Annotated in this window: 19 protein-coding genes; 18 read left to right on the top strand and 1 reads right to left on the bottom strand. The window is 41.3% G+C overall.

Annotated elements, in window-relative coordinates; genetic code table 11:
- Positions 1 to 445 precede the first annotated feature (445 nt).
- From BN8899_RS17685 to BN8899_RS17630, 13 genes are all read left to right on the top strand, one after another.
- Entirely contained in the window at positions 446 to 967 is a 522-nt protein-coding gene (locus BN8899_RS17685; protein WP_018336195.1) for a UpxY family transcription antiterminator, read from the top strand.
- Positions 968 to 1029: 62 nt separating this feature from the next.
- Positions 1030 to 1770 carry a hypothetical protein gene (locus BN8899_RS17680; protein WP_065220375.1) on the top strand — a complete coding sequence of 247 codons (741 nt, stop codon included), beginning with the start codon at positions 1030 to 1032 and terminating at the stop codon, positions 1768 to 1770.
- A 13-nt stretch (positions 1771 to 1783) separates the two neighbouring features.
- Positions 1784 to 2974 carry an ATP-grasp domain-containing protein gene (locus tag BN8899_RS17675; RefSeq protein ID WP_231932414.1) on the top strand — a complete coding sequence of 397 codons (1191 nt, stop codon included), beginning with the start codon at positions 1784 to 1786 and terminating at the stop codon, positions 2972 to 2974.
- Between the two features lie 6 nt (positions 2975 to 2980).
- Positions 2981 to 3586, top strand: coding sequence for a sugar transferase (locus BN8899_RS17670; RefSeq protein WP_065220374.1), 606 nt, complete (start codon positions 2981 to 2983; stop codon positions 3584 to 3586).
- Positions 3576 to 4781: an ATP-grasp domain-containing protein gene (locus tag BN8899_RS17665; RefSeq protein WP_065220373.1), complete on the top strand. Its 1206-nt coding sequence runs from the start codon at positions 3576 to 3578 to the stop codon at positions 4779 to 4781. The genes BN8899_RS17670 and BN8899_RS17665 overlap by 11 nt, the downstream gene beginning before the upstream one ends.
- A gap of 34 nt (positions 4782 to 4815) precedes the next feature.
- Positions 4816 to 5718: an ATP-grasp fold amidoligase family protein gene (locus BN8899_RS17660; protein WP_082987117.1), complete on the top strand. Its 903-nt coding sequence runs from the start codon at positions 4816 to 4818 to the stop codon at positions 5716 to 5718.
- A gap of 20 nt (positions 5719 to 5738) precedes the next feature.
- Entirely contained in the window at positions 5739 to 7265 is a 1527-nt protein-coding gene (locus tag BN8899_RS17655; protein ID WP_082987116.1) for a lipopolysaccharide biosynthesis protein, read from the top strand.
- Between the two features lie 9 nt (positions 7266 to 7274).
- Positions 7275 to 8471 carry an O-antigen ligase family protein gene (locus tag BN8899_RS21385; protein WP_065220370.1) on the top strand — a complete coding sequence of 399 codons (1197 nt, stop codon included), beginning with the start codon at positions 7275 to 7277 and terminating at the stop codon, positions 8469 to 8471.
- Positions 8468 to 9340, top strand: a complete 873-nt coding sequence (locus BN8899_RS17645; RefSeq protein ID WP_065220369.1) for a glycosyltransferase family 2 protein — start codon at positions 8468 to 8470, stop codon at positions 9338 to 9340. Before BN8899_RS21385 ends, BN8899_RS17645 begins: the two co-directional genes overlap by 4 nt.
- A complete protein-coding gene (locus tag BN8899_RS17640) occupies positions 9334 to 10476 on the top strand; it encodes a glycosyltransferase (protein WP_065220368.1) in 1143 nt (380 codons plus the stop codon). The genes BN8899_RS17645 and BN8899_RS17640 overlap by 7 nt, the downstream gene beginning before the upstream one ends.
- A 31-nt stretch (positions 10477 to 10507) precedes the next feature.
- A complete protein-coding gene (locus tag BN8899_RS17635; protein WP_065220367.1) occupies positions 10508 to 11746 on the top strand; it encodes a nucleotide sugar dehydrogenase in 1239 nt (412 codons plus the stop codon).
- Positions 11747 to 11880: 134 nt separating this feature from the next.
- The gene (locus tag BN8899_RS21315) at positions 11881 to 12258 is read left to right on the top strand and encodes an acyltransferase (RefSeq protein ID WP_148375515.1); all 378 of its coding nucleotides are present in this window, start codon (positions 11881 to 11883) and stop codon (positions 12256 to 12258) included.
- A 70-nt stretch (positions 12259 to 12328) separates the two neighbouring features.
- A complete protein-coding gene (locus BN8899_RS17630; RefSeq protein ID WP_065220366.1) occupies positions 12329 to 13528 on the top strand; it encodes a DegT/DnrJ/EryC1/StrS family aminotransferase in 1200 nt (399 codons plus the stop codon).
- 120 nt (positions 13529 to 13648) lie between these two features.
- Here the strand turns inward: BN8899_RS17630 and BN8899_RS17625 are convergent, their stop codons facing one another.
- Entirely contained in the window at positions 13649 to 14839 is a 1191-nt protein-coding gene (locus BN8899_RS17625) for an ATP-binding protein (protein ID WP_065220365.1), read from the bottom strand.
- A 336-nt stretch (positions 14840 to 15175) separates the two neighbouring features.
- Here BN8899_RS17625 and rpsA point away from each other — a divergent pair, with 336 nt between their 5' ends.
- From rpsA to BN8899_RS17600, 5 genes are all read left to right on the top strand, one after another.
- Positions 15176 to 17020 (top strand): 30S ribosomal protein S1, encoded by a 1845-nt coding sequence (gene rpsA, locus BN8899_RS17620; protein ID WP_065220364.1) that lies wholly within the window; start codon positions 15176 to 15178, stop codon positions 17018 to 17020.
- Positions 17021 to 17026: 6 nt separating this feature from the next.
- On the top strand, positions 17027 to 17959 hold the full coding sequence (locus tag BN8899_RS17615) for a ribonuclease Z (protein WP_065220363.1): 933 nt from the start codon (positions 17027 to 17029) through the stop codon (positions 17957 to 17959).
- 14 nt (positions 17960 to 17973) lie between these two features.
- The gene (locus tag BN8899_RS17610; protein ID WP_065220362.1) at positions 17974 to 18225 is read left to right on the top strand and encodes a TIGR03905 family TSCPD domain-containing protein; all 252 of its coding nucleotides are present in this window, start codon (positions 17974 to 17976) and stop codon (positions 18223 to 18225) included.
- A gap of 149 nt (positions 18226 to 18374) precedes the next feature.
- On the top strand, positions 18375 to 19307 hold the full coding sequence (locus BN8899_RS17605; RefSeq protein ID WP_065220361.1) for an ABC transporter ATP-binding protein: 933 nt from the start codon (positions 18375 to 18377) through the stop codon (positions 19305 to 19307).
- A gap of 12 nt (positions 19308 to 19319) precedes the next feature.
- Complete coding sequence (locus BN8899_RS17600) at positions 19320 to 21608, top strand: Gldg family protein (RefSeq protein ID WP_065220360.1); 2289 nt, start codon at positions 19320 to 19322, stop codon at positions 21606 to 21608.
- Positions 21609 to 21625: the final 17 nt, after the last annotated feature.

Raw genomic sequence — 21625 nt, 5'->3', positions numbered from 1 at the left:
GTTCATGATTCGTTTGTGATGGGTACATGTATGGTTTTTGTGGTAGGGCAAGGTAAAGCAAAGCAGTACTTGGGGTGGATGTAGGGTGTTGTATCTATTTGACAATTAATTGACTCGAGAGATGATCCGGGGGTGAATAAACGATCGTTTATTGAGGTGCAAATATACAGCATTTTTGTTTATCGCAAATATTTCGAATAATAATTTTTATTTCTCGCAACCAGATGTTTAGTTTTTTTGGCGATTACTCGCAAGAGTTCTTTTTTGCTGTGTCAATAAATGATGGTTTTTTGATATAAAATATCGTTTGTCGCAACAGATTTCGTGCATCTATAATACATAGTGCTGTTTAAGTGAGGTGCGTGAAACACATGGCAATAAATCAGAACCGGTAATAGGGTTAGTGCGCGAAGCGTATCCGATCGGCTGATAGAATAGAATTTACATGATCGAGGATAAAAAAATACATTGGTATGTCGCTTACACACGGGTAAATCAGGAATTATTGATCAAGAAGAAACTGGACGGGTTGGGAATCGAGAATTTTCTTCCTCTGGAGGAGCAAGTCCGGGATACTTCTCTTGGTCGAAAAACTATTCGTGTCCCTTTGATTCACGGTATGATTTTTATCCGCACGGACAAGATGACAAGTTTCTCCTTGCTTAACGAGTATTCCCTGAACATGGTTTACCTGAAAGATATCGAGGGACGTGGTTCCCTGGTCGTTCCCGACAAGCAGATGGAAGATTTCATGTTCCTGTTGGATTTCTCTCCCGAGGGTATCGAGATATTGAATAAAGACCTCAAGCGGGGTGACCGGGTTAGGGTGATTAAAGGACCATTGGTGGGGCTGGAAGGAGAGTTGGTTCGTTTGCGAGGTCATAAGCGGGTGGTGATCCGCCTGGAGGGGGTGGCGTCGATTGCGACGTCTTACATCCCGGGTTCATTCCTTGAAAAAATAGAGTAGCGAATGGATAGATTTAAGATTTATAAAATCATAAATCTGACGTTGTAAATCAAAAATTACAGATGGAAAAAGGTTTGTTTCACGATTTGTACAGGCAACTGGACAATCTTGATCCCCGGTCGTATTCCCCGGCGAGCTTGTCGGGTTTGCTGCACGGTTACCTGACGGTGTACTCGATGGTGCGGGTGTACCCGTGGCTGGAGCGTGATTTTGGTAGTCCCGGTGATATTCACGAGCGGGCGAAATCGATCGTTCACTTGTATCCCGGGCAGTTACAAGGTGATGATATTCCAGTGGATACCCGGGCGGGTTACGCGGCGGACAAGATGGATGTCTACCAGTTGTACTCTGATTTGGGATACTTGAGAAATGGTTTGGATGCAGCGTACCGGATACTGTCGTCACGTGGGAACGGGAAGATCTCGTTGCCTTGCCGTACGCCTAATATTTGTCGTTTGTTGTGTAACTGTTACTATTTTGCCGGAGACGAGGAGTGCGGAGAACTTGCGGGGCGTTTGGTGACGGAGGCGTTGGGATATATTCGTGGCGGAGACCGTGGCGTGTTGTTATCGTGGTGGGATACCATTTGCTTGTACGGTGACGCCGTGGGAGCAATGATGTTGCCCGGGGAGGATTATAAACGGCTGGAGGAGGAACGGGCTCGTTTGCGGGTGAGCGTGGAGCGGGAAGAGGATAAAAGAATCGAAAGTTTTCGGCAGGTGGGACAGGAAGCGGATTTTGGTTTGGTATCGGAAGTATTCAATATTTTGGCGAAGCGGGAGTTTGATATGATTCATCATTGAAAATAATGTTGAAATGAAAAAAATAATGATTTTGGGTGGAAGCCTCCTTCAACTTCCTGCAATCAAGCAAGCTAAAAAAATGGGGCTTGAAGTTATCGTTGTTGATATGAATCCTGAAGCAATTGGTTTTAAGGAAGATGGAGTAATAGGTCTTCTAATCAGTACGATAGATACTTCTAAGGTTATAGAGGCTGCTCGAGAGTACTGTATAGATGGTGTCATGACGCTCGCTTCAGATATGCCTATGCAGACAGTAGCAGCCGTTTGCGAGGATTTGAATTTACCCGGTATTACACCTCAGACAGCATTGAATGCGACAAATAAGGCAGAAATGAGGATGTGTTTGAAAAAGTGCGGTGTACCTATCCCTGAATTTTATATAGTTCGTGAGTGGAATGAATTTTATGATGCTTCTAAAAATTTTGTAGAAAAATTTATCGTGAAACCGGCAGATAATTCCGGTAATAGGGGGATAAAGTTGGTTACTGATTTTTCGCTAGCAAATTTGAAGGAGGCGTATGCTTATAGTAAACAATATAGCAGGGATGGCAGAATTCTTTTGGAGGAATATATGGAGGGAGATGAGTTTAGTGTAGAAAGTATAAGTATTCACGGGGTTTGTAATATAATTCAAATTACGGATAAAATTACTTCCGGGAAGCCATATTTTGTGGAGATGGGACATACGCAACCCTCTCGGTATGATACAGTAAAATTGAAATATATAGCAAGTGTTGCGAAGATGGGAGTAGAGGCATTGGGAATAAACAATGGTCCTTCGCATACTGAAATTAAATATACTGCTACTGGTCCCAAAGTTGTGGAAATCGGGGCAAGGTTAGGTGGAGATTTTATAACGACTCATCTTGTACCATTGTCAACTGGTATAGATATGGTTACAGCCAATATCAAATGTGCTATAGGTGAGGTTCCTGATATCGAGAAAAAATATGAAAAATTTTCTGCCATACATTTTTTGCAACCGAAATCAGGGAGATTAAAATCTGTGTCCGGAATAGCTGAGGCAGAAGCGGTAGATGGGGTATTCGAGGTCGGTTTATTGAAACATATCGGAGAGGTTGTACCGGATGTGCGTAATAGTTTGGACAGAGTAGCGTATATTATCGTTCAAGGTGATACGAGTGATGAAATTATGGTGTCGTGTGAAAAAGCTATACCGCTGATTCACTTTGAAATAGAATAAATAACCATGTATAATAAATTTTTTAAACGTTTGTTGGATATTCTGGTATCGTTGTGTGTTCTTCCGTTCGTGTTTCTGGTTATATTGATAGTTGCCCCTTTTATTTATATTGAAGACAAGGGCTGTGTGTTTTATTTAGCCAAGCGCAGGGGACGTCACGGGAGAATATTCAATATGTATAAATTGCGTTCCATGGTGGTAAACGCTCCGGATATTCGCAACGAAGACAATTCAACATATAATTCACCTGATGATCCGCGTATAACTAAGATTGGAAAGTTTATGCGTAAAACATCCGTTGATGAGTTACCTCAGTTTATCAACGTTCTAACAGGAGATATGAGTATTATCGGACCTCGTCCGGTAACGATAGACAGACCGCTTGAAAAGTATGATGAGAAGCGAAGGATACGATTAAAAGTACGTCCCGGTATTACGGGATATTCTCAGGCATATTTCAGGAATTCCATATCTAATGAAGAAAAATTGGAAAAAGATGCGATATATGCCGAACATGTCACATTCTCCGGAGATTTGAAAATATTTTTAGCGACACTACGGACAGTTTTATTTCGTAAAAATATTTACAATAGTTTTGAAAATGAGAGATAAAAGATTACTTGTATTGGGAGCGGGACGCGGGCAAATAGGTTTGTACAAGGCTGCTCGCGAGATGGGGATTACGACAATTGCAGTCACGTTACCTGATAATAATCCTCCTTGTTTGCCATTGGCAGATGAGGTTTGTTATGCAAATATTGTAAATCCGGATGAGGTGGAAATCAAGACTTCCGGATTGGTGTTTGATGGCGTGGCGACATGTTGTTTGGATAGGGGGGTAAGGTCGTTGGGACGCTTGTGCGATAAATATTCTTTGCCGGGGTTTTCGGAATCGACTGCCGAACTTTGTAATGACAAGTTCAGAATGAAACAGCGTTTAGAGGCATGTGGAGTTAATACAGCTTCTTTTAGGCAAATAGGTTCGGAACAGGAGTTGATAAAGGCTGTCGAGGAGGTAGGGAATTACCCTGTTATCATTAAAGCAACGGATCTAGCCGGTAGTAAAGGAATATACAAGGCGGAAAATCGTGATGAAGCCTTGTCCGGATTCCGTAAAGCGATGCAAGATACTAAAAAGGATTATCTCATAGTTGAAAAATTTCTGCAGGGACGGGAATTTGGAGCGCAAGCATTTGTTGTCAATGGGGAGTTGTTGTTTGTCATGCCTCATGGTGATTTGTTGTATTACGCCGCAACGGCAGTTCCTGTCGGACATTATGTCCCTTTTGATTGTGATGTGGAAATGCGAGAGAAAATCGAATTGGAAACTCGAAAAGCAATTTTTGCATTGGAGTTGGATAATTGTGCCGTGAATATAGATTTTATCGAGGAGAATGGGAATATATATGTTCTGGAACTTTCCGGACGGGCAGGCGCTAATTGCTTGCCGGAACTTACCGGTATTTATTATGGTCTGAATTACTATAAATTGATAGTAGCGGCATCATTAGGACTTGATGTTAGGGGAATATGGAATAAACGGAGAGTAGGGAGAATGACAGGAATTTCAAAAATGGTAATTTCTACTGATAAATCTGGAATTTTGGAGAATATAGCATACCAGGGAGAGAAATTTCCTTATATCTATGATATGACCTTTTTTGTAGAAAAAGGTCAATACGTTCATAAATTCGAAAATTCGAGTCACTGTCTCGCACAAGTAGTAGTTTCATGTTCTGATTACGAGGAATGTGAAGTGCGGATAAATGATGTAATGAAACAAATAGTTATTGACATTGACGAGTGAAATATTGACAGGATTTGAGAATTAAAAAATAAAAATGATGGCAAGGTTTAATTTGAGAAAAAAGATAAGTAAAAGTTTTCGGAATGTATTAGGACGTGTTTATCCTAAAGCACTGTGTTCTTATTTATATTACAGAACATTCGGGAAAAAATTGAATTGGAAAAATCCAAAGTCTTTCAATGAATGGGTTTGTTGGTTAGAGTTCAATACCGATACATCATTATGGTCAATATTGGCGGATAAGTATAGAATGCGGGAATGGGTTACAGAAAACGGATTCGGAGAGAATCTTCCCATGTTGTATGGAGTATATTATCATGCTGAGCAGATTGATTTTGATAAATTACCGGAAAAATTCGTCTTAAAACCGAATAACGGATGTGGGCAGGTTATTTTAGTAAAAGATAAAAGCAAGATAGATCGTAAAGAAATCATCAAAACGGCTGAAAAATGGCTTAAAACTACTTTCGGTTACGAAACTGCCGAATCTCATTATGTAAAAATTCCTAAATGTATTGTTGCCGAGGAATTATTGGAAAATCCGGATGGAACATCTTTGATAGACTACAAATGGTTTTGTTTCAACGGGGAACCTAAATTAGCCCAAGTCCTATCCAATCGTGATTATTCTGGTTCACATAAATTCAACTATCAAATATACGATACAGAATGGAATTCTCATGATGAATTCATGAGGAAAAAAAACTTGAAAGCAGATGTGAAAAAACCGATGTGTTTGGAACAACAGTTAGAGATATGCTGGAAGTTGTCAAAGGGTTTTCCGCAAATAAGAATAGATTTATACGAAGTCAATAACAAGGTGTATATCGGGGAACTCACGTTGACTAATGCGGCAGGAAAAGATACTGAATATACAGAGGATGCTTTATTATTGTTGGGTTCGTACATAGACAAGAATCTTACCAAGCGAAGATAGCTTTTGTTTTATCTGTGCTCATGAAATCATCCAGTAGAATAATTGTAAACACAGCTGCACAATACACGAGGACAATATTAAATGTATTGTTGTCGTTATGGTCTTCCAGAATCGTTTTGTCTGCTTTAGGGGAAAACGATTTCGGAACGTATTCGCTTGTTGCCGGAGTCGTGTCAATGCTGTCGTTTTTAACCAATGCTTTGATGGCTTCGACTCAGAGATTTGTTTCTTATCATCAAGGCAAAGGTAATCCGAAAACAGTGGGGCATGTATTTAATAATAGTTTAATACTGCATTTGTTTATCGGAATACTTTTGGTTGCAGTATTGGAGGTTATTGAGCCATTGCTTTTCAACGGGTTTCTTAATATCTCGCAGGAGAGAATCGGTGCGGCAAAAATTGTATATCAGCAGGTTCTGTTTATGTTGATGTTCTCGTTACTTGCTGCACCGTTCAAGGCTTTACTGGTATCGTATGAAAATATCGTGTATATATCCGTCATTGAAGTTTTGGATGGGATATTGAAATTGGTGTTGGCTGTCGGTTTATTATTTGTGAACTATGACAAATTAGTGACTTACGGTTGGATTATGTCTGCTATAAGTATGTTTAATTTTGTAGCTTTCGCTTTATTCTGCTTTATTAAATATGAAGAATGTAAATTTCCTAAAATCAGTTTGTTCGATTTTAAATATATAAAAGAAATTTTCGGATTTACGGGTTGGATTGTGTACCATTCTATGTGTATAGTGGGAAGAACTCAAGGGCTGGCAATTGTGCTTAATAAGTTTTTCGGAACACTTCTAAATGCTGCGTACGGTGTCGGGTTACAGGTTTCTGGCGCTATAAATTTTGTAAGTTCTTCTTTGGGTAATGCCATCAATCCGCAATTGGTGAAATCTGAAGGGTCGGATAACCGTGAACGTGTATGGCATTTGGCAAGAATCCAATGCAAATATTCTTTTTTATTGCTTGCCGCTGTGTCGATTCCGATTATGTTTGAAATCGATGCATTGCTTAATATATGGTTAAAAAAAGTACCGGAACATTCTGCTTTTTTCGCTATTATGATTATGTCTGCTGCATTATTTAATCAGTTGACCGATGGATTAGGTGCGGCAAAACAGGCGATAGGGAATATAAAAAAATATACATTGATAACCAGTACGCCCAAGTTGTTGGTCATACCGACTTCAATACTTTTTCTATATAATAAAGCTCCACTCTATACCGTGGCACTTTGTTTTGTTGGAGCGGAGGTATTTTCAGCGGTCATAAGACTTCCGGTACTGTATAAGTATAATGGTTTTGATGTCCGCAAGTATTACAACCAGGTGGTCAAGATGGTTATTCTACCTGTAATGTTGTGTGTTACGATATGTTATCTCTTTGTGAATTATATAGATATAGAATATCGTTTCCTATTAACATTTGTAAGTTCTGCGGTACTGTTTGTTGTTGCCGTTTATTTATTTTCCATGGAAAAAAACGAAAAGAAAAAGATTAATGAAATCGTACTGAAGATAATTTTAAAGCATAAAAAATAATTATGTTTTATGAAAAAAATTAATGTGTATAGAAGTCCGTTATTTCTTGATTTGTTATTGTGGTTCGCTTTTTTTATAGTAATAGGAAGTGCTTGTTTTCAATTCCAGTATAAATTCCCGTTTACTTTCGAGTTGTTTAGCATACTGTCGAAAGTGATTTTTATAGTAAGTTTATCAGCGCATATCGTAAGATGTTTGAAATATAGGAGAAAGTTTTTTTCCAAATTCGATTTTTTTCTGTTGTTATTGTTGTTCTGGTTGGTATATTCTTCCATATTAAACAAACATAGTTGGATTACACAAATTCCTTTCGTGATGAAAGCCCTTGCAGTCCGTTATCTTTTTTCATTGTATATGCCTAATCACACGGAAAAAGCGACGAAGATTTTATCATCGGTATTTTCTTTCATAATCTATGCAAATTTTTTTCAATTGTTATTTTTTCCGTCGTTAATTGGTTCGTTCAAAGGAGAATATATATATCTTATATCAACGAACTATAATCAATTTGCAGCAGTATTTATGCCTGCTATTTTTTTACACACAATAATGTATTTCCGAACTGGTAGGATTAGAAGTTTGATTTTATTACTTTCAGTTTGTTTTGCATCAGTTGCTTTGGAGGGGTCTGCAACGGCTACAGTATCTATTTTATTGTTATTATTGACGGTAATATTCATTAAAAACGAGCGTTTGCTGAAAATTGAGAACCTGTCGTTAATAGTAGGGATAGTTTTTTTCTTTTTTACATTTGTCATACCGACATTCTCGGTTCTTGACATACCTCTTGTAAGTAATTTCGTAGAAGGGTTGGGAAAAGATATGACATTTTCCCATAGAACGAACATATGGAGATATGCCGAATTTCAAATAATCCATAGCCCTATAATCGGTTACGGTGTATGTGATAAAGAGTGGTTTCAGCATTTGTTAAGTAATGCGGTACACACTCATAATATAGTTTTGCAAATGCTATTACAAGGTGGTATAATAGGATTGTTGATATTTGCCGTGTTTGTGTATGGGGGAATAAAAAAAATCTTGTCTGTTCAAAATAAATATCAGAAAAGATTATTAATAACAGTGTCAATCATTTTTTTATTAATGTCCCAGTTTGAAGTTTACATAAATACATTCATATATATATTTATATTTTTAATGTTTGTAACCAAAAACATACTTATTTCCCAATTTATTGAAAAATGATTAATTATACTATTATAATACCTCATTACAGGTCGGTCAATACTTTGTGCAGATTACTTTTATCCATCCCAGACAGAAATGATATACAGGTATTAGTAATAGATGATAACAGTAATTTGGATGAAGATGAATTCAAACAACTGCCGTCATTTGTTTCTGCAGAATTTTCAATGATTTTTTTATCGGAAAACAGGGGTGCTGGAGGAGCCAGAAATGAAGGACTTAGGACAGCCAAAGGGAAGTGGCTGATATTTGCCGATTCCGATGATTTCTTTTTGCCTTTTGCATTTGAATTGTGCGATGAATATCTATTATCAAAATACGACATTGTTTATTTCGGAATCACAAGTGTCGATAGTGTAACGTTTGAGAAAAATGACAGATATAAATTCAATCATAGATATATTGAGAAATATGATGAATCTTCCAATGAAACAAAGGAAATTCTTAAATTTCGTCATGACGTTCCATGGGGAAAGATGATTAGAAGTTCTGTAGTTTTTTCAAATAATATTGTGTTCGATGAGACGCACTATTATAACGATACAATGTTTTCTACTAAGGTTGCGCTTATTGCAAAAGAAATTCATGCAGATATCCGACCGTTTTATTGTGTTACGGAAAAACAAGGAAGTCTTATGACACATAATTCGAAAGAGGCTATATTGATTAGATTAGAAGTGCATCTTCGCAAAAATCAATTGCTTAGGAGATATGGAAAGAAAAAATACCAATATTCAATTCTCCCTTTTATTAAACATTTATGTCCTTATGGCATAGGGGCTGTTTGGGAAGGCATTAATTTAGGATTAAAATACAGGGCTAATTTTTTTATAGGAATTTCTCAAAAATTAAAATTAAAATGCTAGTTTTACTTATTTCCCGTGGTTTCCCTTCCACGCAAGATGTGTTGAACGGGAATTTTGAAGCGGATCAGGCAAGAGCGTTACAGGCGTTAGGTCATAAAGTGATAGTATTGAGTGTGGATAGACGCCTTAAAGCGAGAGATAGGCATATAGGTATTAATCATAGGGTTGTCGATGGGATTGATGTCTATAATTACTGTTTGTTACCGATGCCTATAAAGACTATGTATAGATTGGGTTATTTCTACATCGTACAGGTGACGAAATTCCTGTCCAAGATTATTCTCCGTAATCACGGCAAACCGGATATCATACATGCACACTTTTTATACACTATGCCGATAGCTTTGAAGTTAAAAGAAATATATAAAGTACCGTGTGTCGGAACCGAGCATTGGAGTTTTGTCGGTAAAAATGATATTTTGAATCCTGTCAGATTTTATGCTAAAAATGTATATCCTAAATTGGATGCGCTTATTACCGTGTCTAACAGTTTGAAGACAAATATCAGGAAGCATTTCGGGATAGAAAGTACTGTCATTCCGAATATGGTTGATGTTTCCAAATTTAATATTGCCGGACTATGTGGTTCGGATAAAAATCAGGCACGTTTTGTTTTTATATCGATCGGTTCGCTTATCGAAAGAAAGTGTTTGGATTTATTGTTGAAAGCATTTTCAAAGTCGAAAATTGAAAATAAATACTTGATTATTGTTGGGGACGGACCGAAAAAGCAGGAGTTGAAAGATTTAATAGTGGGATTAGGTATAGAAAATAGTGTAGAGATGACCGGCAATTTGAGGAGGGAGGAGATTGTGGACAAGTTACATGCCTCTAATGTTTTCGTGTTACCGCCCAATTCTGAAATTTTCGGTGTAGTATATATAGAAGCTATGGCGTCTGGTTTGCCTGTCATTGCAACCAAGTGCGGAGGACCTGAAGAATTCGTGGAGCATTTCAATGGTTTGTTGATAGATTTGAATAGTGAGGAACAGTTGGTTGAGGCGATGCAATATATGTACGGACATTATAATGAATACAATCCTGAAATTATAAGCGAGAGCATTATAAATAAGTATGCACCAGATAAAGTTGCCAGAAAGATAGAATGTTTGTACAATAAAATTCTTTGCAAATGACAGATTTGTTTTAAAAAAGGAAAAATCATATATGAAAATAGCAGTGGCAGGTACAGGCTATGTAGGTCTGTCAATAGCGACATTGTTGTCGCAGCATAATGAAGTTACGGCAGTAGATATATTGCCGGAGAAAGTCGAGATGATAAATAAGCGTGTTTCTCCTATTCAAGATGAGTATATTGAAAAATATCTTTCAGAAAAAGCATTAAATCTGAAAGCGACTTTGAATGTGGAAGAAGCGTATAAGGATGCGGAGTTTGTTGTGATAGCGGCTCCAACCAATTATGATCCGTCTAAAAACTTTTTCGATACATCTGCTGTTGAAAACGTGATTGAGTCTGTTATGCGTATCAACCCTAAGGTAATTATGGTTATCAAATCTACAGTACCGGTAGGATATACTGAATACGTGAGAGCAAAATATAATTGTGATAATATTTTGTTCAGTCCTGAATTTCTTAGAGAAAGCAAGGCGTTATATGATAATCTATATCCCAGCAGGATAATTGTCGGTACAAAATTGGGTGATGTACGTTTGGAAGATGCGGCTCATCGTTTCGCTCTCTTGCTGCAGGATGGGGCATTGAAGCAGGATGTTTCCACCTTATTTATGGGATTTACAGAGGCAGAGGCGGTGAAGTTATTTGCCAATACTTATTTGGCATTGCGTGTGTCGTTCTTTAATGAATTGGACACGTATGCGGAAATGAAGGCATTGGATACGGAAGAGATAATTAATGGCGTTTGTTTAGATCCGAGGATAGGAGAGCACTATAACAATCCTTCATTTGGTTATGGAGGGTATTGTTTACCGAAGGACACGAAACAACTTCTTGCGAACTACGAGCATGTGCCTCAGAATTTGATTCGAGCCATTGTTGACAGTAATAGTACCAGAAAGGATTATATAGCCGATAGGGTATTGCAACTTGCTGGGTATTATGATTATAATAAGGGTGTTGAATATGATGTTAATAGAGAGCGTATCTGTACAATAGGAGTGTATCGTCTTACAATGAAAAGTAATTCGGATAATTTCCGTCAAAGTTCTATACAAGGTGTTATGAAGCGAGTGAAAGCCAAGGGCGCAAGAGTTGTTATATATGAGCCTGCTTTAGAAAATGGTTCAACCTTTTTCGGTAGTGAAGTGATTAACGATTTGGGGCGGTTCAAGAGTATGTGTGATTCAATTATAGCCAATCGTTATGATGCGGTTCTTGATGATGTGCAAAATAAAGTGTACACAAGGGATGTTTTCAGGAGGGATTAAAACTTACAGAAAATAGAAGTGAATTTTTAAAGGATTCATGATAATTCAGAAAATGAGATGAAGATAAAACGTTTGAAAAATTTACTGTTCATCCATTTTGCCAGATTGCCGATGAAAGGGAAAAATCGTGCTAAGTGTCTGAAAATGGGGGGGGACGTATTGATGCCCCGTCAGATAATATTTTTATTGGTGAACATGTTGTTTTTGATACCAATCATCCAGAACTAATCACGATAGAAAGGGGAGTTTGGATAACTACGGGATGCGTGTTGTTGACTCATTATTTGGACACAAATAAATTAGATACAGAAGGGAGTAAATATCAGCACAAGTTTCGATTGGGGAAACTCCATATAAAAGAAAATGCTTTTATCGGTTGTCATACAGTTATATGTAATTCTGTGACAATTGGTAAAAATTCAATAGTAGGAGCGTCTTCTGTTGTAACGAAAGACATACCAGATAATGAGGTTTGGGCTGGAAATCCCGCGAGATTTATTAAAAAACGATAAAATAAAAATCGGTACATAATTGTATCAGACGGTAAATATCATGTGTTTACATCATAATATTACTACTTGTATGAAAAATATTCCTTTTTCTCCCCCGGATATGACGGAGGCGGAGATTATAGAAGTTTGTGAGGCACTTCGTTCCGGTTGGATAACGACGGGACCGAGGACCAAGGAGTTTGAACATTTGATAGCGATGTGTTGCCAAACGAGTAAGGCAGTTTGTTTGAATTCTGCCACGGCTTGCATGGAATTGATACTTCGTGTTTTGGGCGTGGGTCCGGGAGACGAGGTGATCGTTCCCTCGTACACGTACACGGCTACTGCCAGCGTGGTTTGTCACGTGGGGGCAAGGGTGGTGATGGTGGATACGGCTCCCGGTTCGTTCGAGATGGATTACGATAGGTTGGCGGAGGCTGTCACGGAAAGGACAAAAGTGGTTATCCCGGTGGATTTGGGTGGTGTGGTATGTGATTATGACAGGATATTTAAGGGTGTGGAGAGTAAAAGACGATTGTTTTCTCCGGCAAATGATATACAGAAGGCATTCGGGCGGGTTGTTGTTCTTGCCGATGCTGCCCATGCTTTTGGGGCGAAGCGGTACGGGAAAATGTGTGGTGAGATTGCCGATTTCACGTCGTTCTCGTTTCACGCGGTGAAGAACCTGACCACGGCGGAAGGAGGAGCCTTGACGTGGCGTTCGGTGGAGGGTGTTGATAATGAATGGTTGTACAAGCAGTTTCAATTGTTGTCGTTGCACGGGCAAAGTAAAGATGCTTTGGCTAAAACACGGTTGGGAGCGTGGGAGTACGATATTGTCGCACCGAATTTTAAATGCAACATGACGGATGTCATGGCTGCGATAGGGTTGTCGCAGCTGAAGCGTTACCCGGAATTGCTTTATCGTCGTCGTCAAATCGTGAATCGTTATAATGAAGTTCTGGGGGAATGCAATGTGCAGGTGCTTGATCATTATGGAGATGACCATTCTTCCTGCGGTCACCTTTACATGGTGCGTTTGCTGGGGAAAGATAGCGCTTTCCGGAATCAGGTTATCATGGAGATGGCGGAGCGTGGGGTGGCTTGTAACGTGCATTATAAACCTTTGCCGATGATGACAGCGTACAAGAACTTGGGGTTTGATATTAAAGATTTTCCGAACGCTTACAATCAATATTGTAACGAAGTGACGCTTCCGCTGCACACTTGTTTGAGTGATGATGAGGTGGAGTACGTGATCTCAAATTTTGTAGAGATTATTTCAAAATAATATTCCTTTGAAACGTGTTTTTGATATTGTGGCAAATGGTTGATCAATGTGTTTGTCGGGATGTGAAGTGCCCCCCAAAAGTTAGACACAAAACTTTTGGGGGGCACTTCAGGTTGGCCTTTATTTGAAAAGCAGGTCAATATCCATGGAAAGAAATTCTTCAAACGATAGTCCTCCGAAACCGATAACTAAAGCTTTGTACGGTTTATACATTTTCGTGAAGACGGATATTCCTTGATTTGTAGTTCTTCTTCCGCTTTTAACTTCTATGGCTATTTTTTTCTTTCGCCGGACGAGGATAAAGTCGACTTCGTCTTTATGATCTCTCCAATAATATACTTTATAATCATTCATTTGTGCTTGACTGACAAGGTATGCGCCTATGGCAGATTCAATATATCTACCCCATAATTTAGGATCTTCAATCACTTCGGAAAAGTCGTCATCTACATAGACGTTACGGAGTGCATTATTGTGTACCTGAAATTTAGGAACGGAATTATATTTTCTGGCATCGTCCTCCGCGAATTTCTGTAAACCACATAGAAGACCACATTCATCAAGTAAATGAAGATACCCCGCAAGGGTGGTGACATTTCCGGTATCCTGTAATTGAGCCGCGATTTTAGTCAAAGATAAAAGTTCGCCACTATAGCTACTTCCCAGTTCGAATAGTTGCCGCAAAAGTTGTGGCTTCATGATTTTCGTGTCCATCAGAATGTCTTTGGATATGGAAGGTTCAATTAAAGAATCTTTCACGTAGTTTCTCCAGCGGTTTTCGTTATTGATGAATTGTGCGGCACCGGGATAACCACCAAAATAGACATATTGTTGTAATGACCAACCGAAACAGTCTTTCATTTCGGCATAGGTCCAATGAGCAAGGCGTATGAGTTCGAATCTCCCGGCAAGAGATTCGGTCAACCCTTTTTCTATGAGCATTCTAGAGGAACCAAGCAATACGATAACCAGTTCCCGTTTCTCCCTCGTGTCACGATCCCATTCCGCTTTAACGGTTTCACTCCAGTTTTTGATTTTCTGTATTTCGTCTATGACCATGAGCCTTTTCGATTCTCCCCGTGCGAACATTTTCATTCTTTGTGATTCCCACGCTTGGGCAAGCCAATCGGCGGATACTCCGGTGACATCATCAGCTGAATAACTGTCAAAGGGGATGGTACATTCTTCTAGAATTTGACCAATTAGCGTGGATTTCCCAACTTGACGGGGACCAACGATAACTTGCATTTTGCCGCGCGGTTCATTAATACGGTGAAGTATTTCCGTGAATGGTGCTCTTTTATATTCCATTTTCCCAAATGTTCAATCTGTTCGTATAAAATGTTCAATGGATTGAACAAAAATGTTCAGTCCGACTCAAAGGTATGTGATTTGTTTTAATTGAACAAGTTTCATTCAGATAATTTTTCCGGACATTCAGATAATAAACCGGGGCATTCAGATGATTTAGTTGGCAAAGGGGTGTTGCGGGATGTACTTTTGGTTTATGGCTGGGAAATTCAGATATTGAGATATTGTGTTATTTTTCAGCGAGTTTTGTTTGCCAAGTTAATATTTATTCGTATTTTTGCGCCCGTATTTGAAAAATATAATGTCTAATTTATTAGAGGATAAGCATTTATTATTATGACAGAAGAACAAAAGCAAGTGGAACTTGCACAAGAAGAAACCAAGAAAGTTGCTCCGGTAGCAACCACAAGCGCTGAGGCTGATGACAATTTCGATTGGGAAGCCTATGCAAATGATGATGTAATCCCCGCATCTGAAAAAGAAGAATTAGTGAACAGGTATGCCGAAACTCTTTCATCCGTGGTAGAGAAAGAAGTTGTTGAAGGTACTGTTATCTCAATGAACAAGAGAGAAGTCGTTGTAAACATCGGTTACAAGTCAGATGGTATCATTTCATTGAACGAATTCCGTTACGATCCGGAATTGAAAGTGGGAGATAAAGTAGAAGTTTACGTTGAGACTCAAGAAGACAAAAAAGGTCAGTTGACTCTTTCTCACAAGAAAGCAAGAGCTTTGCGTAGCTGGGATCGTGTTAATGCAGCGTTGGAAAACGACGAGATTATCAAAGGATTTGTTAAATGTCGCACGAAGGGCGGTATGATCGTAGACGTATTCGGTATCGAAGCATTCTTGCCGGGTTCTCAGATCGATGTTAAGCCGATTCGTGATTATGATATTTATGTTGGGAAGACGATGGAATTCAAGGTGGTTAAAATCAACCAAGAGTTCAAAAACGTTGTTGTATCTCACAAGGCTCTTATCGAGGCTGAGCTGGAACAACAGAAGAAAGACATCATCTCCAAACTTGAAAAAGGACAGGTACTTGAAGGTACTGTTAAGAATATCACTTCTTACGGAGTGTTCATCGACTTGGGCGGCGTAGACGGATTGATCCATATTACCGACCTTTCTTGGGGTCGCGTAAATCACCCGAACGAGATTGTAGAGTTAGACCAGAAGTTGAACGTTGTTATTCTTGACTTCGATGACGAGAAGAAACGTATCGCTCTTGGTTTGAAACAATTGACTCCGCACCCGTGGGATGCTTTGAGCGCAGACTTGAAAGTGGGTGACCGCGTGAAAGGTAAAGTGGTTGTTATGGCTGATTACGGTGCTTTCGTTGAGATCGCTCCGGGCGTAGAAGGATTGATTCACGTTTCAGAGATGTCATGGTCACAACACTTGCGTTCCGCTCAAGACTTCATGAAGGTGGGTGACGAGGTTGAGGCTGTTGTACTTACCTTGGATCGTGACGAAAGAAAGATGTCTTTGGGTATCAAACAATTGAAGAATGACCCGTGGCAAAATATCGAGGAGAAATACGCTGTTGGCACGAAACATAAAGCTATCGTGCGTAACTTCACGAACTTTGGAGTATTCGTTGAGATCGAGGAAGGTGTTGACGGTTTGATCCACATCTCTGACTTGTCTTGGACGAAGAAAGTGAAACACCCGGCAGAATTTACCCAAATCGGTGCAGATATCGATGTAGTTGTTCTTGAAATAGACAAGGATAATAGAAGATTGAGCTTAGGTCACAAACAATTGGAAGAGAATCCTTGGGATGTATTCGAAACGATCTTCACGGTTGATTCAATCCATGAAGGTACGATTACCGAAATCTTCGACAAGGGTGCCGTTATCGCATTGCCTTACGGTGTAGAAGGATTTGCTACTCCTCGCCACTTGGTAAAAGAAGACGGTTCACAAGCTAAGGTTGACGAGAAATTACCGTTCAAGGTGATCGAATTCAACAAGGGAGCCAAGAGAATCATTCTTTCTCACTCTCGTATTTTCGAAGACGAGCAAAAAGCTACCGATAATGCGAAGAAGAAAGATGAGGCTAACGCAACTAAAAAAGCAGTGAAGAAAGTGAAAGAAAAACTAGAGAAAACTACTCTGGGTGACATCACCGAGTTGGCTGCTTTGAAAGACCAAATGGAAGCTAAAGAAAAAGAATAATAATTAGTGAAGTTTGAGCTAACCATATTAGGGTGCGGTTCCGCCGTGCCCACTCTTCAAAGAAATGCTGCCGCTCAGGTACTTAATGTACTTGAGCGGTACTTTCTTATCGACTGCGGGGAAGGTACCCAGCAGCAATTGCGGCGTTTCAAGGTGCCGTATAATAAAATCAATCATATTTTTATTTCCCACCTGCACGGGGATCATTTTTTTGGTCTGATCGGTTTGTTGTCCAGTTTCTCGATGCAAGACCGGAAAAACGAGTTACACGTTTATTCCGACAAGCGTTTGCAGGAGATTATCGAATTTCAGTTAAAGGTGATGAATACCCGCTTGAATTATCCTTTGATTTTTCATCACTTGGAACGGGAACCGGCTTTAATTTATGAAGATCATGCTTTGACCGTGCGTGCTTTCCCTTTGAAACATCGCTACGAGGCTCCCGTGACGGGATTTTTATTCGCCGAGAAAGAACGGGAAAGAAATATCAAGCGGGAGATGACGGATGCTTTTCGGGTGCCCGTGGCTTTTATGTATCGGTTGAAAAAAGGAGAAGATTTTATTACCCCTGATGGGGAGGTGATTGAAAATTGCCGCTTAACCACGGCTCCGGCTGCCCCTCGTTCATATGCTTATATGACGGACACGCTTTTCAGGGAGTCTTTTGCCGAATACGTGGAGGGTGTGGATTTGCTTTACCATGAGTCTACATATGGTAACGAGTTCGAGAAGCTCGCGAAAGAAACTTTTCATAGTACCGCGGGACAAGCGGCGCGAATGGCTGTACTTGCCGGGGTAAAGCACCTCCTGCTGGGACATTTTTCCTCCCGATACCCGGATCCGACACCTTTGTTGGAACAAGCCCGTGAGATTTTTCCAAATACAGATCTGTGTTATGATGGGGCGGTGTTTGAATTGCCACTTGTGAAACGAGGATAAAATTTAATGGAACTATGGAGAGAAAAGAGATTACTTACATCCCGTCGTCTGAAGTTTGTTCGAAGGAGATTCGTATTGTTTTGGAAGATGATGTTATTGCGGAAGTGAAGTTCACCAAGGGGTGTGCTGGAAATACCCAGGGGGTGGCGGCGTTGTTGAAGGGGATGCGTAGAGAAGAAGCTATTCGTCGTTTGCGAGGTATTTGTTGCGGAAAGAAAACGACTTCTTGCCCCGATCAGTTAGCGAGGGCTTTGGAAATGAACTAAGACGAGGACTAAATGTAAAACACCCGGGTATCTGCAAAGGATAGCCGGGTGTTTTTTTTAGGGGGCAAGGATAGTACCATTTTTATTTTCGGGTATTCTATAAACGTGGAAAAGAAAATGTAATAAATATTTATTCAAAACAATACTTTATGGAAAAATCAATTGTAAGAGTGGAACATTTGTCACATCGTTACAGTGTTCAATGGGCTATTCGGGATATAAATTTCGAGATCACGGAGAATGGGATATATGGTTTATTGGGTTCAAACGGTGCGGGCAAGTCGACCACGATGAATATCATGTGCGGTGTGTTGAAACAGACGGAGGGAGAAGTTTATATCAAGGGAGTGAGTATGCGTGCCGATCCGGTGGAAGCGAAGCGTCATATTGGTTTTTTGCCGCAAAAGCCGCCGTTGTACGGTGATTTGACGGTGGAGGAGTTTTTGACGTTCACGGCGAATATCCGCCGTATCCCGGAGGGAGATGTAGGGCGTTCCGTGAAGGAGGTGATGGAGCGTTGCGGGGTAAGCCATTTCCGCCGGCGTTTGATTCGCAACCTGTCGGGAGGTTACCAGCAACGGGTGGGGATCGCGCAGGCGATCATCCATAACCCCGCTTTCGTGGTATTGGACGAGCCGACGAATGGCTTGGACCCGAACCAGATCATCGAGATCCGTCATTTGATCAAGGAGATCGGGGAAGACCGGACCGTGATTCTCTCGACACATATCCTGTCGGAAGTGCAGGCGACGTGTGATTACATCCGCATGATCGAGGAGGGGCAGGTCGTTTTCTCGGGTACGGTGGAGGAATTTGACAATTATATTGTCCCGAGCACGATTTTCGTGACGTTGGCTTCGATGCCGTCAGTGGAAGAGTTGAAGGTACTTCCGGGCGTGGTTGATGCGGAGAACACGGGTGGGATGAATTACCGGGTGAGTTTCTCGGATTCTCGCGAGGCGATCCTGAAGATCGTGGAGACGAGCGTTGCCCGTAACTGGCAGTTGCTTGAGATCCGTGCGGAGAAGAGCTCGATGGATAGCGTGTTCGCGGAGTTGTCTGCCAAGAGTAAGAAACATTAAAATCGTGAGTTTATGAAGATGGTGTTTAAAATAGCAAAGATGGAGTTGCAGTCTTTGTTTTTCTCGCCGGTGGCGTGGTTGTTGCTGGTGATATTCGCTTACCAGGTGGGGATGACAATATCCGATTTGCTGGAAGGGATCGTGGTGAACCAGGCGATGGGCTACGGGGCTTGGAGGGTGACAAGCGTGTTTGGCGAGTTGGCGGAGGGTATTCAAGGATCTCTTTATTTGTATATCCCGTTGTTGACGATGAATTTGATCAGTCGGGATTTGAGCGGGGGAACGATAAAATTGTTGCAGTCGGCACCGTTGCGAAGCGTGCAGGTGGTGATGGGAAAGTATGTTTCCCTGATGGTGTTCGGGTTGGCAATGATGGGTGTGATATTATTTTACGTGGTGTTCGGTTTGTTCACGATCGAGAATATGGATGTGCCTTACGTGTTGACGGGGATACTGGGGCTTTACTTGTTGTTGTGCGCGTATGCGGCTATCGGGTTGTTTGTTTCCAGCCTGACGTCCTACCAGGTGGTGTCGGTTTTTGGCACGTTGTTTATTCTGGTGGCGTTTAATTACGTGGGCGAGGTGGGGCAGAATTACGAGTTCGTGCGGGACGTGACGTATTGGCTTTCTATCCGGGGAAGGGTTTTCGAGTTTATCTCCGGTTTGATTTGCAGTGAGGATGTGCTTTATTTCTTGATAGTGGTGGCTATATTCCTGACGTGGACGACGCTTCGGTTGATTAACCGGGTACAGCGGCGGGGCTGGATGACACGTTGGGGGGCTTATCTAGGCGTGTTCGTGCTGGCGATGGGATTGGGGTACATGAGTTCCCGCCCGGTATTGATGACGTATTACGATGCCACGAGAACGAAAGGAAATACCTTGAGCCAAGCGAGTCAGGATATCGTGAAGTTGTTGGATGGAAAGGTGAAGATCACGACTTACACGAACGTGTTGGATAAGGGGTTCTGGAGCACCTTACCCGAGCATATCAGTCATGATCGAGGGAATTTTCGGGATTACGTGCGTTTTAAACCGGACATGAAGTTACGTTATGTGTACTTTTACGATAATGCGAATAACGAGGAACTGGATGAGCGGTACCCCGATTTGAATGACCGGGAACGGGCTGAGCGTATTTGTGACAATTACGGGATACCTTTTTCTATTTTCCATTCACCGGAGGAGATGAAGGAGATCGAGGATTTGAGCGGGGAGGGAAACAAAACTATCCGCGTGATCGAGCGGGAGAACGGGCAGAAGGCGTATTTGCGTTTCTATTACCACGGGGGGTGGAAAGATTCCCCGGGAGAGGCGGAGATTTCGGCCGCTTTCAAGCGTTTGGTGATGCAAGTACCGACGATCGGGTTTCTTACCGGGCATGGCGAGCGGGATATAAACCGGGAGGCAGACCGGGAATACAAGCGTTTTTCGAGTGACAAGAATATCCGAAGTTCGATGGTGAATCAAGGGTTTAATATCGAGGAGGTGCGTGCCGACAGGGCGATTCCGGATAGTGTGGATATTTTGGTAATCTCGGAATTGCGATCGCCTTTAAGCGAGGAAGAACGGGTGAATTTGGATGCTTTTATCGATCGGGGCGGCAACCTTTTTATCCTGGGAGGACCCGGGAGGCAGGAGTTGATGAACCCGCTTATCGAGCGGTTCGGTGCGAAGTTTATACCGGGACAGCTGGTGCAGCCGACGGAACTTTTCCAGGCGGATTTGATACAGTCGTTGCCGACAGACGAGGGAGTGAGGTTTTGGACGGGATTGAAGACGATCAGGGAGTACGAGGGATGTGTTGCCATGCCGGGATGCGTGGGGTTGGAGTATCGTCCCGTTGAGGGTGTGACGGTTACGCCGTTGTTGTCGACGGATACGGTGGGGTGTTGGAACGAGACGGGAGAGACGGATTTCACGCGGGACACTGTGGTGTATGATCCAGGGGCAGGTGATCGTGCCGGAGTGTTTGCTACTGTTTTAGCTTTGAGCCGTACGGTGAATGGCAAAGAGCAGCGGATCGTGATTTCGGGAAACACGGATTGTTTGAGTAACGGGGAGTTTGCCACTGGCAGGCGGGAAATCCGCAATTTCAATTACACGTTCGCTCATTCGAGTTTCTACTGGTTGTCTCACGAGGAGTTGCCTGTGAATACTTCCCGGGCGGACCCGACGGACCGGAAGTTGAATATTAGTGAAGCTGCGATGGAGGGGTGGAAAATTGTGTTCATGGTTGTCGTTCCCGTTTTGCTGGCTCTTGTGGGTGTTCTGATATGGCTCCGGCGGAGGGGCCGTTGAGTATTGGCGTTAATTTT

Source organism: Butyricimonas sp. Marseille-P2440 (assembly GCF_900091675.1).
Classification (GTDB): Bacteria; Bacteroidota; Bacteroidia; order Bacteroidales; family Marinifilaceae; genus Butyricimonas; species Butyricimonas synergistica.
The sequence above is the reverse complement of the archived record's forward strand: the minus strand, read 5'-3'. Positions and strand labels throughout refer to the sequence as shown.